The sequence below is a fragment of the Pseudarthrobacter sp. NamE2 genome (assembly GCF_005796205.1).
Taxonomy (GTDB): domain Bacteria; phylum Actinomycetota; class Actinomycetes; order Actinomycetales; family Micrococcaceae; genus Arthrobacter.
In genome coordinates, this window is record NZ_VAHN01000004.1 from 88,511 (window position 1) to 101,676 (window position 13,166).

General features: G+C 66.0%; 11 protein-coding genes. 8 read left to right on the forward strand and 3 right to left on the reverse strand.

Annotated features, from left to right (window positions below; genetic code table 11):
• Nucleotides 1–7 precede the first annotated feature (7 nt).
• Nucleotides 8–3,373 (reverse strand): family 78 glycoside hydrolase catalytic domain, encoded by a 3,366-nt coding sequence (locus FDW83_RS06700; RefSeq protein WP_138136856.1) that lies wholly within the window; start codon nucleotides 3,371–3,373, stop codon nucleotides 8–10.
• On the reverse strand, nucleotides 3,373–4,620 hold the full coding sequence (locus tag FDW83_RS06705; RefSeq protein WP_138136857.1) for a Gfo/Idh/MocA family protein: 1,248 nt from the start codon (nucleotides 4,618–4,620) through the stop codon (nucleotides 3,373–3,375). Before FDW83_RS06705 ends, FDW83_RS06700 begins: the two co-directional genes overlap by 1 nt.
• Nucleotides 4,621–4,859: 239 nt before the next feature.
• Between FDW83_RS06705 and FDW83_RS06710 the strand changes: the two genes are divergently transcribed.
• From FDW83_RS06710 to FDW83_RS06735, 6 genes are all read left to right on the forward strand, one after another.
• Nucleotides 4,860–5,534 (forward strand): YesL family protein, encoded by a 675-nt coding sequence (locus FDW83_RS06710; protein WP_138136858.1) that lies wholly within the window; start codon nucleotides 4,860–4,862, stop codon nucleotides 5,532–5,534.
• A 109-nt stretch (nucleotides 5,535–5,643) separates the two neighbouring features.
• Nucleotides 5,644–7,173 (forward strand): extracellular solute-binding protein, encoded by a 1,530-nt coding sequence (locus tag FDW83_RS06715; protein ID WP_138136859.1) that lies wholly within the window; start codon nucleotides 5,644–5,646, stop codon nucleotides 7,171–7,173.
• Nucleotides 7,173–8,150, forward strand: coding sequence for a sugar ABC transporter permease (locus tag FDW83_RS06720; protein WP_138136860.1), 978 nt, complete (start codon nucleotides 7,173–7,175; stop codon nucleotides 8,148–8,150). Before FDW83_RS06715 ends, FDW83_RS06720 begins: the two co-directional genes overlap by 1 nt.
• Nucleotides 8,150–9,022: a carbohydrate ABC transporter permease gene (locus tag FDW83_RS06725; protein ID WP_138136861.1), complete on the forward strand. Its 873-nt coding sequence runs from the start codon at nucleotides 8,150–8,152 to the stop codon at nucleotides 9,020–9,022. The genes FDW83_RS06720 and FDW83_RS06725 overlap by 1 nt, the downstream gene beginning before the upstream one ends.
• Before the next feature lie 19 nt (nucleotides 9,023–9,041).
• On the forward strand, nucleotides 9,042–9,734 hold the full coding sequence (locus FDW83_RS06730) for a rhamnogalacturonan acetylesterase (protein ID WP_138136862.1): 693 nt from the start codon (nucleotides 9,042–9,044) through the stop codon (nucleotides 9,732–9,734).
• Nucleotides 9,735–10,406 (forward strand): DUF1961 family protein, encoded by a 672-nt coding sequence (locus FDW83_RS06735; protein ID WP_138136863.1) that lies wholly within the window; start codon nucleotides 9,735–9,737, stop codon nucleotides 10,404–10,406. It abuts the gene before it with no gap.
• On the opposite strand, the gene FDW83_RS06740 is transcribed toward FDW83_RS06735, so the two are convergent.
• Entirely contained in the window at nucleotides 10,403–11,416 is a 1,014-nt protein-coding gene (locus FDW83_RS06740; RefSeq protein WP_138136864.1) for a LacI family DNA-binding transcriptional regulator, read from the reverse strand. The two genes, FDW83_RS06735 and FDW83_RS06740, sit on opposite strands and share 4 nt — an antisense overlap.
• Before the next feature lie 148 nt (nucleotides 11,417–11,564).
• Here FDW83_RS06740 and FDW83_RS06745 point away from each other — a divergent pair, with 148 nt between their 5' ends.
• Nucleotides 11,565–12,002, forward strand: a complete 438-nt coding sequence (locus FDW83_RS06745; protein WP_138136865.1) for an L-rhamnose mutarotase — start codon at nucleotides 11,565–11,567, stop codon at nucleotides 12,000–12,002.
• Complete coding sequence (gene rhaI, locus FDW83_RS06750) at nucleotides 11,999–13,165, forward strand: L-rhamnose isomerase (RefSeq protein ID WP_138136866.1); 1,167 nt, start codon at nucleotides 11,999–12,001, stop codon at nucleotides 13,163–13,165. The genes FDW83_RS06745 and rhaI overlap by 4 nt, the downstream gene beginning before the upstream one ends.
• The last annotated feature ends 1 nt before the right edge of the window (nucleotide 13,166 follow it).

The window sequence follows — 13,166 nt, forward strand, 5'->3', positions numbered from 1 at the left end:
AAGGGACTCAGGCGCGGGCGGGCTCGAACTTCCAGGCGCCGGGGTGGACGCGGAATTCGCGCCGGGCTCCCTCGTCCCCGCCTTCCGTGACGGAAGGCACGACGGCGGCATCCGGCGTCGGGCCCTTGACCCCGTAGGTGCCGGCGGGCAGGCGCACAACGGCCGTCACTCCGGGCGGCACGGTGCACTCCAGTTCAACGAGTGGTCCGCGGCGCCACCAGCCGGCCTCCACGTGGCCCCCGGCCACGGGAACGGTGCCGCGGGCATGCTCAAGCCGGCACAAGGGCGGCTCGATGAGAAGTTCCGCGCCTCCGGGCGAGCTGAACCGGACACCGAGCAGGTGCTCGAGGATCTCCTTCACCACGGAGGCGGCCCACGCGTGGGACTGGCTGTAGTCCGTCCCCTCCACCAGGTCCCAGGCTTCCCACGTGAAGGTAGCCCCGCGTTCGAGAAGCCGTGCCCAGCCGGGCTGATCCTTGGCGGTGAGGAGGTCCAGGACGGCGTCCGTCCTGCCCTGGGAGAGCAGTGCACGGACCAGGCGGTGGACCGTCAGCGGTCCCTGCCGCATGCCCATGGCGGCGATGCGTGCAGCGTCGCCGGCTGCGTGCTCCGGCGCGGTGATCCCAAGCGAGAGCGGGAACGATGTGGCGTGCTGGGAGGCGTGGGCGCTGGGTGTTCCGTCAACGTATAGGCCGTCCACCATCACCCCGTGCACGCGGAGGCGGGTCCGGATGGCCTCCGCGAGGCTGCGGGCAGAGGCCGCATAGCGGATGGCGGCGTCCTCGTCGCCGGCGGCGCTGCAGAGCCGGGCAGTGGACATCAGGGCGGAGTATGCCTGGGCGTTGACGGTGGTCTTGGCGGCGCAGTCCATGTCATAGCCGAACCGGCCGGGTGCCGGCCAGTCAACGATGCCGTGCAGGTACGGGCCGGAGCCGCCGCCCAGTTCGGTGACCAGTCCCGCCGTCGGGCCGTCCTTCGGAATGTAGCGCACGGCGTAGTCAGCGGTGTCGCGGAGGCGGGGGAGGAGTTCCCGCACCAGCGTGAGGTCACCGGTGCGGAGGTGGTATTCCTCTGCCCACTCGGGAATCATCAGGGAGAAGTCGGGGATGTCCCGCTTGCCGTCCCCGTTGGGGTACACGGCGTTGTAGCGGCCCTTGTCCTCACCCGAGGTCCAGTAGCGCAGCGCGGACCAGCCGAACTCCCGCAACGCCTGGGCGGTGTAGGCGTGCTCGGCGAACAGCGCCATGGTGGCGTAGGAGATATTGACGGCGTCCGCCAGGAACTGGCCCTTTTCCCGGGTGGGCGTGTCCACGAACTGTTCCTGGACACCGTGAAGCGCCGAGTCGCGCAGCAGCGTGAAGACGCCGTCCAGTACCGGGTCCGAGCTGCTGAAGATACCCTCGCCGGGATGCCGGCCGTGGACCACCACAGCCCCCAAACGGGACACCTCCGCGGCCTCCACGCCGGGCAGCTCGAGGTAGCGGAATCCCAGGTGCACGCTCGCCCGGTACTGCTGTGGTCCGGCCGTTTGCGTATACGGAAAGGACATGTCCGTGTTCTGGCTGGCGGTCTTGCCCGCGTCCACCCGGCCGTCGGGCCGCAGGCCGTAGCCCGCCCTAATTATCACTGTCCGGCCCGGAACGCCGTCCATGAAGTCGACCTCCGGCCGTCCCGGCAGGACCCGGCCAAAGTCCGCCACGAGAGTACCGTCGCGGGCGGCCAGGAACTCCCGGGGTGCCACAAACTCCTCATGGAGGAAGGTGCGGCGGGGGTGCAGCCGTGGGAACTCCGGAACGGGATGCGTACCGCAGCTGATGGCCGCGGGCAGCTGTTCGGCGGCAGCCATTGAGGCAGCCGCCTGGCCGTCCAGGTGCTCCACCGGATCGCCCTCGTCATTGCGGTACCCCGATTGGCGGTACGGCGCCTCGCCCGCGGACCAGCCAGGTCCGGAGACGAAGGACTCCCGGCGGCCATCGGTGTACTCAACACCGAGCCTGGCCAGGAGGCCGGGGACTCCGGCGGCGCGGCCCTGCCCCGGCCCGTACCAATGCAGCAGGGCGGTCAGTGGAATCGCAGCCCCAACGGGCTGTTCCGCCAGGACGGACGTGACGTCGGCGGCGTCGTAGTACCCTTCGCCGGGGTAACCGAACGACGTTGTGCTTAAGCAGTGTGTCCCTGCGAGCGACACCTGCGCGTGGTGGTGCGCTGCCACGAAAAGCCGGGCGCGCCGGACCGTTCCGGACAGCTCAAGGGTGGTCCGGAACAGCGTCCATTCGTCCGGTTGGCGGTAGGCAGTGGTCTGCGGCCAGTGGGCCAGGCATGCCCGGGCGTGGTCCTCGCTGGCGTCGAACCGGTGGTCCAGGAGGAGTCCGTCCGCGCCGGCAGTGGCCGGGTTTTCCGGTCCGCCCGTGATCTGCAGCGAGGCGTACTCGGCTTGGCTGCGCGGACCCTGGTGCAGGGCGAGTTTTCCGGCGGCACCGGGCGCTGCGGGCTCGTCCACAACCAGCAGTTCCACGCCGTCCAGGGACACCCGGATGGAGCGCCCGTCGTCGGCGACTTCGATGTCCTGCCAGACGCCGGCGACGAGGTCCTTGCCGGGCAGGCGCTCCTGGAGGACTCGCTGGTCCCGGTCAGCCTGGCCGCGGGCAAGGACAGGAGTTTCCAGGATGGCCGGAGCCGGGCTATCCCAGTGCGGTGCCTGCCGGAGGACCACTTCCCCCGCCGTGTTCAGTTCCAGCAGCAGCCCGGTGCCGGGGCCGGTGCTCCGCAGGATCAGCCCGGCCCAGCCCATGACCGGCCGGAGCCGGGCCATGAGGCGGAAGCTTCGCAGGGGAGGGCACGGAATAGGCAGGAAGGGGGAGCCAGCCACCCGGAGCGCCCGGTCCAGGACTTCCAGGGGCGCGCGTCCCCCCTGAGCCCTTCGGATCCAGTCCGCCTCCCAGGCTGCATCCGTGAGCCCGGTGCTGAAAGGCTGCGGGGCGGACCAGGGGCCGGGGATACCTGCGGCATCCCGGACCTGGACGCGCCACGCATAGTCCGCGTCGTCGTCGAGCGCGGGGCCCTCATACGGAATGCCCTGCGTGGCGGCGGAAGGCACAAGCCCGGAGGACCACAGCCGGCGGCCCAGGCCGTCCTCCACCACCAGCTCGTAGCCCGCCTGCAGGGCGGCGGCCGGATCACCGCCCTCGGCGAGTTCCAGCCGCCAGGAAAAGGACGGGCGGGCGGACGCCGTGAGGCACGCTGCAAGTCCGTCGGTGAGCAGCCCGGCGGCATGCAGGTGCCCTGTGCCGTCCGCCAGCCGGGGGAGGGTGGTCTCAGGAGCGGACTCAGCCGCAAGGGGGGTGGCGGGTGTTCTGCCGTGAAGCGGTGCCATCAGGAAGCCGGAACCGGGAACGCGGTGGGGGTGGAAGAGGCCCAGGGCAACCCCAGCTCGCTGAACGTGGCGTGTTGCCGTCCGGCGCGTTCCAGGGCGTCCTCGATGCCAACCACGACGGCGTGGGCTGCTTCGCCGTCGCCCTCCCACCGGACATGGGCGGCATGGATCGGCGTGGGAAGCGGGGCGGTCCGCACGGCTTCCAGCACGAGCATGAAGGCGCCGCTGTCCTCCAGCGAGCTGATGAGCGGGGCACCCTGGTTCCGGTGGGCCAGCAGGTTCCCGGTAAGGTCGTCCCGGCCATACGCCTGTTCCGTGCGGCCCGCTGCCGTCTCCACTGTGAGCCGGTCCTCCGTGTAGTGGAACACAGCCGTTCCGGCCGAGCCCTGGAGCGTCACGTAGGGCTCCACGGATTCCGTGGCGCAGATGGTGAGGGCGCAGGTGATGGGCAAGCCGGCTGCGGTACGGATCCGGATGACAGAGGTATCGTCCGACTCGATATCGTTCGCGCGGTACAGCTCTGTTTCAAGCGAGGCGATGTCCGCGGTGGTGCGGGCGCCGGCGATGCGCAACGCCGTGGCCACGGCGTGGGCCAGCGGGTTCGTGGCAACGCCGTCCACCACATCGACGCCGTTCATGCTGCGCTTTCCGGCCCAGCGCGAACGCTTGTAGTAGGCCTTGTCCCGCACCCACCGGCCCGTGGCCGAGATGCCCTGCAACGTGCCGATGGTGCCTGCCACCAGCAGCTCTTCGATAGCCGGCAGGGCGTGCGAGCCGAGGCTTTGGAATCCGATCTGCACACTCCTGCCCGAGGCGCGGGCTGCCTCGCCCAGGCGGGCATAGTCGGCCAGCGACGCGACGGGCGGCTTCTCCAGGTACAGATCCGCCTGCGTGCCCAGCGCGGCCAGCGCCAGCGGGGCGTGGGTCTGGATTGGGGTGGCCACGATGATGACGTCAAGGGACGGCGTCTCCGCGAGCAGTTCTTCGAGGCCCGGAAAAACAGCGGCCGACGGCGGTACCGCCCCCGGTGCCGGCGGCTGCGGGTCCGCAACGGCCACGAGTTCGACGGCGCCGGCCGCCTGCAGGCGCTCAAGGTTGCGGAGGTGGTGGGTGCCGAAACCGTGGACGCCTACCAGGGCCACGCGGGCGGAACCGCCCGGACTTTCGACAGTACCGGCGGCAGGGAGGTCTTCCGCGGGCGGGGTTTCAGTGGGGGACGGCAAAGAGGTGCCGGACGGCGTTGCCATGGTTCTCCGTTCTGCCTTTCAAGCACAGGTGTGTAAGCGCGCACAGTAGGGCAGCAAACGCTTTCCAATAATTAGTGTGCGTCATACAGCTGGTGAACGTCCATCTATGTAACGATTCAAAAAAGCGCTTGACCATGCTGCTGCCGGCGGTCTAGATTTCGAGAAACCGATTACTCACGTGACGCGGACCACTTCCGGATTCGCTTCTGCAACGATGGAGAACTGAAGGGAGTTGTGCCATGCTGTCCGGAACCTTCAGCGCCAAAGCGTACTCATTCTTTGACACCCTCCTCTGGATTGCCTGCCTGAACCTGTTGTGGCTTGCCTTCGCGCTGCTCGGAGCAGGCGTGCTTGGGGCCGGGCCTGCCACGGCGGCCGCCCAGATACTGGTCCGGAAGCGCGCCCGCGGGGAGGCGGCCCCGCTGGTCCGGGACTTTGCGCGCAATTATGGCCGCAATTTCTTCCGAACCAACGCCCTCGTGTTGCCTGTTGTGGCAGTGGCCGTGGTTCTGGCCATGAACTGGAACTACTTCGCCGGTTCCGCTGATGTGTTCTCCCAGCTGATGGCTGCCGGAATCTTCGTGTCAGCCATCTTCCTGGCGGGCGCCGTCTGCTACCTGTTTCCGATGTACGCCCGCTACGAACTGCCCCTGCCGCAGTACCTGCTGATGTCCAGCCGGTTTGCCGTCCGGCATCTGGCCGGCACGGTGATCCTGTTGTTCATCTCGGCAGTGGTGGTCTACGCCAGCAGTACCCTGCCGGGGCTTATTCCGTTCTTCAGCGTCGGCGCCTGGCTTTTCGCCACCGGCTGGCTGTGCGACCGCTTCTTCACCGCGAACGACGAATTCGTTGCCGCCACCATGGCACCTGCCGGCACCCAAGCCGGCAAGCTGCGGGAAGCGCCTGCCGCCTGACCCGCCCGTTTCCTGAAAACGCCCTGCAGACCTGCCGGGCAGGGAATGAAACGTATCAAAAATAGTTGTTCCCTGGTCTTAGACCCCAACGAAGTGGAAAAGGAAAACCATGATCCGCAGGAAATTCTCCCTTGCCGCCGCCGTCGTGACGGCCTCCGCCATTTCGCTCACCGCATGCAGCGGCGGCGAAACCCCGGCAGCAGACCTCACGACAGTATCCATCATGGCGCCGTTCCTTGAAGCGCAGCCGCCGAGTGCCGACGGCGCCGTCCAGAAGAAGCTGGAGGAGCTCACGGGCAAGGACGTCAATATCGCCTGGACACCCAATTCCTCCTACGAGGACAAGACAAACATCACCCTGGCCGGATCCGGGATTCCGCACATCATGGTCATCCAGGGCAAAACCCCGGGTTTCGTCAAGAACGCCGAAGCCGGCGCCTTCTGGGACCTGACGGACAAGCTTGACGACTACCCCAACCTGAAGACGACCTTCCCGGAGATCCAGCAGAATGCCAGCGTCAACGGCAAGGTCTACGGCGTCTTCCGCGGACGCGCCCCCATGCGGGCCGCCGTGATGTTCCGCCAGGACTGGCTGGACAAGCTGGGCCTTGAGGCGCCCAAGACCACCGAGGACCTGTACAAGGTGGCAAAGGCCTTCACTGAGCAGGATCCCGACGGCAACGGCCAGGACGACACCTGGGGCATCACCATCCCCAAGTGGGGCGCCCTGGGAACCAACAGCCCTTACGACTTCATCGAGACCTGGTACGGCGCCGGAAACCGGTGGACCGAAAAGGACGGAAAGCTCATCCCGAGCTTCGAAACCGAGGAATTCCTCGAGGCCAACCGGTTCGTCAAGAAGATGGTGGACGAAAAGCTCATCAACCCGGACTTCGCCACGTTCGACGGCACCAAGTGGAACGAACCGTTTTTCAACGGCAAGGGCGGCATCATCGTGGACGTCGACTCCCGGGTGAGCGTCCTGGTCAACCTCTTCAAGCAGGCGGACCCGAACAACTTCGAAAACAAGGTGGGCTTCGTGGGCAACCTCGAGGGCCCGGACGGTGAACTCCACGCCCACCCCACGGACGGGTACTCCGGCTTCCTGGCCGTCCCCAAGGCCAGCGTCCGCACCGAGGCGGAGCTGGACAAGGTGCTCGAATTCCTGAACACCCTGAACAGCAAGGACGTTGCCATCCTGCTGAACAACGGCATTGAGGGGGTCAACTTCACCGTGGAGGACGGCAAGGCTGCCACCATCAAGCCCGAAACCGAGGAAGGCAAGGTGGTCAATACGGACATCAAGAGCTACCCCCAGCTCGGCATGAACGTGAAAGGCAACGAGTTCTACCCGGTCAAGCAGGCCACGGACTACGAGCAGCAGGTCTTCGACAAGCGCACCGAAGTAATGGCCCGGGACCTTGAGAGCGCCGTCTACAATCCGGCCGCCCCCTACGTCAGCGCCACCTACGTAGCCAAGGGTGCGCAGCTGGACAACATCGTGGCAGACGCCCGGATCAAGTACCTGGCCGGCCAGATCGACGAGCAGGGCCTGAAGGATGCCATCAAGCTGTGGAACACCAGCGGCGGTGACAAGGTCAAGGAAGAAATCAACAAGCTCTGGCAGGACAACAAGTAGTGGCGGCGCCCGTCGTCGAGGCTGAGGCCTCGGGGCGGGCGGCCTCCCGGCCGCCCGCCCGGGAACGGAAGAACGGCAGGTTCTCCGTCCATTTCGCGCACTACAAGTGGCTGTACCTGCTGCTGCTGCCGGGTGTCCTGTACTTCGCCATCTTCCGATACGGCCCCATGTACGGGGTGTCCATCGCGTTCAAGGACTACGTCCCGTTCCTGGGCATCAACGGCAGCCCGTGGGTGGGGTTCCAGCATTTCCAGGACTTCTTCGCCAACCCCGACTTCCCGCGGTTGCTGTGGAACACGCTGGTCCTGGCGTTCCTGAACCTGGGCATCGCGTTTCCGCTGACCATTGTGCTGGCCCTGCTGCTCAATGAGGTCCGCCTGACGATCCTCAAGCGCACGGTCCAGACCCTGGTGTACATCCCGCACTTCCTGTCCTGGACCATCGTCGCGTCACTGAGCTTCCTGCTGTTCGCACTGGACATCGGCCCGCTGTTCCAGTTCCTCAACACCGTGATGGGCACCAACACCGACTTCCTGTCAGACCCTGCCTGGTTCCGGCCGCTCATCGTGCTCCAGGAAATCTGGAAGAACACCGGCTGGGGCACCATCATCTTCCTGGCCGCGCTGGCCACGGTGGACCAGGACCAGTACGAGGCAGCCATTATCGACGGCGCCGGAAGGTTCCGCCGGGTCTGGCACATCACCCTGCCCGGAATCAGGTCCACCATCATCGTGATGCTGATCCTGGCGATCGGGCAGATGCTGAACACCGGGTTCGAGCAGATCTACCTGATGACCAACGCCCTGAACCGGGAGGTGGCCGATGTCTTCGATACCTACGTCTATTTCGTGGGCATCACCCAGGGCGCGTACAGCTACTCCACAGCCGTGGGCCTGTTCAAGGCCGTGGTGGGAATCGTGCTGATCTTCGGCACCAACGCCCTGGCCAAGCGGTTCAACCAGAGCGGACTGTTCTAATGAAGATCCACAACACCACCGGCGGCCGAATTTTCGACGCCGCGAACTACGTATTCCTGTCCCTGGTCGGCATCGTCACGCTGCTGCCGTTCGTCTACGTCTTTGCCGGGTCCTTCGCCACCGAGGCCGAGATCACCCGGCGGGCGTTCTTCGTCTGGCCGGAGCAGTTCACCCTGGGCTCCTACGAGTACATCTTCTCTACCCCGGCGTTCACCCGGGCCCTGGTCACCACCGTCCTGGTCACCGCCGTCGGCACCCTGGTCCAGCTCGCGCTGACGGTCACCATGGCGTACCCGCTGGCCAAGAAGACCCTGCGCGGCCGGAAGGTGATCCTGTCCCTGGTGGTCTTCGCCATGGTGTTTTCGGGCGGCATGATCCCCACGTTCCTGCTGGTCAAGGATCTGGGCCTGCTGAACTCCTACTGGGCGCTGATCCTGCCGGCGGCGATCAACCCGTTCAGCCTGATCATCATCAAAAACTTTTTCCAGGAACTCCCCGCGGAGCTGGAGGAATCGGCGAAGATGGACGGCGCCACCGAGATCGGCATCCTGTGGCGGATCCTGCTGCCGCTGTCCAAACCGGTCCTGGCCACCTTCGCGCTCTTCTACGCGGTGGGTATCTGGAACGACTTCATGTCACCGCTGCTCTACCTCAGCGACAACAGCAAGTGGACCCTGCAGATGTACCTCCGCCAGGTCACCGCGGCCTCCGACCTCCTGGGAACCGGCAACGTGGACCCCGCCTACATCCCGCCGGAACAGGGGATCAAGTTCGCAGTGATCGTGGTGGCGACCCTCCCGATCCTGATCTTCTACCCGTTCCTGCAAAAACACTTCGCCAAAGGCATGCTCATCGGCTCCGTCAAAGGCTAGAACAAGAGAAAGCAACACCATGAAAATCCTCCTCGCCGGCGACTCCACGGTCGCAAACTGCCCCACCCACGAGTACCCCATGAGCGGCTGGGGGGCGAAACTTGCCCCGCTCACCCATACCTGGGCCGCCGTGCACAACTTCGCCAAGGGCGGGGCCAGCACCGAATCGTTCCGTGAGGACGGACTCTGGGGGAGCCTGCTGGATGAAACAGGCGAGGGCGACCTGGTGCTCATCCAGTTCGGCCATAACGACCAGAAAAATCAGCACCTGGCCGCACGGACCGGCTACGCCGCCAATCTGCGCACCATGGTGGGCGAAGTGCGGGACCGGGGCGCTGCTCCCGTGCTCTGCACCTCAGTGGAGCGCCGGCACTTCCTGGACACGCCGTCGTCGGACGCTGCCTTGGAAGAAAGCCTGGAAGACTACCCGGAAGTGGTCCGCGAGATCGCCCTGGAGCTGGGGGTTCCACTGATCGACCTCAACACCTGGACAAGGTGCCTCTACGTGGGCCTGGGCCGCGGCGGCTCCATCAGCCTGTTCTGCCACTTCGGCCCCGGGGAGCATGCGCACTGGCCCGGCGGCCTCACGGACAACACGCACTTCTCCCAGAAGGGGGCCGCGCTGGTGGCCGGGGAAGTCGCGCGGCAGCTGGGACGGCTGGGCTTCGGGCCGCAGGCACGCGAGCTAAGCACGACGGCGGGACGGGCCTAGGTGCGATCGGCAGGCACGGCAACCAGCGTCCTGTACAGCAATCCGCTTGCCGGTCCGGAGGATGTGGCGGACTGGATCGCCGAAGGGCCTCTGGGGTTAGGGACGCACCATGGCGCCCTGGAGCTGTCAGGGCTGCTGGACGACGGGGAATTCGGCGACCACGCGCACTGGACGTTCTGGTGTCCCAAGGAGTTCCCGGACTGCATCCGGATCAGCTGGGAGTTCATGCCCCTGGCCGAGCCGGGGCTGGCCATGCTGTTTTTCGCCGCCGCCGGGCAGGACGGGGTGGACCTCTTTGCCCCGGAACTGGCGCAACGGACCGGCTACTACCCGCAGTACCACTCGGGCGATATCGACGCGTTGCACGTGTCCTATTTCCGGCACAAGTTTGAGTCGGAGCGTGCTTTCCGCACGTGCAACCTCCGCAAGAGCGCCGGCTTCGAGCTTGTGGCCCAGGGCGCCGATCCGCTCCCGCCTGCGGAGGACGCCAACGGCTTCTACCGCCTGGAGGTGGTCAAGGACGGCCCGCGCGTGGCTTTCGCCATCAACGGCCTGCCGCTCTTTGAGTGGCATGACGCCTCGGACAAGATCCTCGGCGGCGGCCGGATCGGGTTCCGCCAGATGGCTCCGCTCCGGGCGGCCTACCGCAACCTGGTGGTGGAAAAGCTCTAGGCCTTTCCGGTGCTTTGCCGGACCACCAGCTCCGGGGTGAACACCACGGCGCGGTGGGTGGGGTTCTGCGATTCCACTTCTTCGGACAGCAGTTCGATGGCGGTCCGCCCCAACGCCTCCGTGGGCTGCCGGATGGAGGACAGTGGAACGACGGCGGACACGGCAAAGTCGATGTCGTCGTAGCCGATCAGCGCCACATCCTCGGGGATGCGGAACGTGTGCGTCATGGTCAGGGACTGCATAACGCCCAGGGCCAGGAGGTCGTTTGCGCAGAAGATGCCGTCCGGGAGCTCGTCCCTGCCCCGCTGCACCAGCATGTTGCCCACGCTGCGGCCGGCCAGGACGGTCATCCCCTCGGAGGTGAGCACTTCCAGCGTGGCGCCGGGCTCTTCCTGCACCGCGCGCTGCGCACCCTGCAGGCGGTCGGCCACCTGCCGGATGTCGGTGGGTCCGCCCACGAAGGCGAGCCGGCGGCGGCCCGTGTCCAGCAGGTGCCGGGCGGCGAGGTACCCGCCGGCGTCATCATCTACTGCCACGGAGCTGAACTTGGACTCGTCCGCGAGGCGGTCCACCAGGACAGTGGGCACGCCGCGTTCGCGGAGCAGGTCCAGGCGTTCGGTCACGTCGCCCACGGGGGAAATCAGCAGGCCCTGGACCCGTTGCTCCTGGAACAGGTCGATGTAGTTGGCCTCGCGGCCGGCATCGTGGCCGCTGTCACCGAGCAGCACCGCGCTTCCCTGCAGGGCTGCCGCATCCTCCGCGGCCCGCACCACGGAAGTAAAGAACGGGTTGCCCACGTCCAGCACAATCAGCCCCACGGTACGGCTGTGGCCGGCACGCAGCTGCCGCGCGGCGTCATTCCGGACGAACCCGAGCTCGTCAATGGCCTTCAGCACGCGTTCCTTGGTGCGCTGGGACACCCTGTCCGGGTAGTTCAGCACATTCGAGACAGTGCCGACCGCCACGCTGGCATGGGTGGCGACGTCCTTGATGCTGGCTGTGCGGTTCATGATTCTCCGTGCTGGTGGTCCAAGTGCGCCGCGAACCTGCCCCCTCGGGAACGGGGAGCGGGAATGCTTGACACCTACTTCCGTCAAGAGTACTTTGAATCGTAACAATGAAACGATTCAAAGATTCGCGAGTTCAGGAGAATTCCAAATGAGGGTGTGCTTCCGGTCATCGATCAAGCCAGCGCTGATCGAGGAGTACAGGCGGCGGCACGCCGCCGTGTGGCCGGACATGCTCCGTGCCCTCAAGAAAGCGGGGTGGAACAACTACTCCCTGTTCCTGGGTGCGGACGGCCTGCTGGTGGGCTACGTGGAGTGCGACGACTTCGACGCAGCCCGCGCCCGCATGGCCCTTACCGACGTGAACACCCGCTGGCAGGCCGAGATGGCCACCCTGTTCGAAAACTCCGGCCAGGCGCCCGATGAAGGGTTCCAGGTCCTTGAGGAAGTCTTCAACCTGGACGCCCAGCTGGCGGCGGCAGATACCACTGCTTCCCGGAGCACAACTTCCTGGAGCGCAACCGGCAGCTCCAGCAGCGGGGCCAACAACAAACCATCACAGAACACAACACCGAAAGAACCATCATGAATGACGTAGCAACGGCGCTGGGCAGGCTCGGGGAGCTTGCGATCGAGGTCCCCTCGTGGGCCTATGGCAATTCAGGAACCCGGTTCAAGGTGTTTGGCGCCCCCGGCACTCCGCGGACTGTGCAGGAAAAGCTGGCGGATGCCGCGAAGGTGCACGAACTGACCGGCCTGGCACCCACGGTGGCCCTCCACATCCCGTGGGACAAGGTTGATGATTACTCTGCCCTGAAGGAGTACGCGGCCGGCCTGGGTGTTGGACTGGGAACCATCAACTCCAACACGTTCCAGGACGACGAGTACAAGTTCGGCTCGCTGACCTCCTCCAACGAGGCTGTCCGCCGCCGCGCAATCGACCACCACCTGGACTGCATCCAGATCATGCACGCCACGGGGTCGAAGGATTTGAAGATCTGGCTGGCTGACGGCACGAACTACCCGGGCCAGGACGATATCCGCGGCCGCCAGGACCGGCTGGCCGAGTCGTTGCAGGAAATCTACGCCGCGCTCGGTGACGGGCAGCGCCTGGTGTTGGAGTACAAGTTCTTCGAGCCGGCTTTTTACCACACCGATGTTCCGGACTGGGGCACCTCCTACGCCCAGACCCTCGCACTCGGCGAGAAGGCGTTTGTCTGCCTGGACACCGGCCACCACGCCCCGGGCACCAACATCGAGTTCATCGTGATGCAGCTGCTGCGCCTGGGCAAGCTGGGCTCGTTCGACTTCAACTCCCGTTTCTACGCCGACGACGACCTGATCGTGGGTGCCGCGGATCCGTTCCAGCTGTTCCGCATCATGCATGAGGTGATCCGCGGCGGCGGGTACGGCAAGGATTCCGGCGTGGCCCTCATGCTGGACCAGTGCCACAACCTGGAAGAAAAGATCCCGGGCCAGATCCGCTCGGTCCTGAATGTCCAGGAGATGACCGCCCGCGCCCTGCTGGTGGACACCGAAGCCCTGAACGAGGCACAGCGCGCGGGGGATGTCCTGGCCGCAAACAGCATCTTCAATGATGCCTTTTACACCGACGTCCGGCCCATGCTGGCCGAGTGGCGGGAATCCCGCGGCCTGCCCGCGGACCCGATCGCTGCCTATAAGGCCAGCGGGTACCAGAAGAAGATTAACGAGGACCGCGTGGGCGGCCAGCAAGCCGGATGGGGCGCCTGAT

Coding starts and splice junctions, on each gene's coding strand:
- rhaI (WP_138136866.1), top strand. CDS start 11,999: ATGAATGACGTAGCAACGGCGCTGGGCAGGCTCGGGGAGCTTGCGATC.
- FDW83_RS06700 (WP_138136856.1), bottom strand. CDS start 3,373: ATGGCACCGCTTCACGGCAGAACACCCGCCACCCCCCTTGCGGCTGAG.
- FDW83_RS06740 (WP_138136864.1), bottom strand. CDS start 11,416: ATGAACCGCACAGCCAGCATCAAGGACGTCGCCACCCATGCCAGCGTG.
- FDW83_RS06710 (WP_138136858.1), top strand. CDS start 4,860: ATGCTGTCCGGAACCTTCAGCGCCAAAGCGTACTCATTCTTTGACACC.
- FDW83_RS06705 (WP_138136857.1), bottom strand. CDS start 4,620: ATGGCAACGCCGTCCGGCACCTCTTTGCCGTCCCCCACTGAAACCCCG.
- FDW83_RS06745 (WP_138136865.1), top strand. CDS start 11,565: ATGAGGGTGTGCTTCCGGTCATCGATCAAGCCAGCGCTGATCGAGGAG.
- FDW83_RS06725 (WP_138136861.1), top strand. CDS start 8,150: ATGAAGATCCACAACACCACCGGCGGCCGAATTTTCGACGCCGCGAAC.
- FDW83_RS06715 (WP_138136859.1), top strand. CDS start 5,644: ATGATCCGCAGGAAATTCTCCCTTGCCGCCGCCGTCGTGACGGCCTCC.
- FDW83_RS06730 (WP_138136862.1), top strand. CDS start 9,042: ATGAAAATCCTCCTCGCCGGCGACTCCACGGTCGCAAACTGCCCCACC.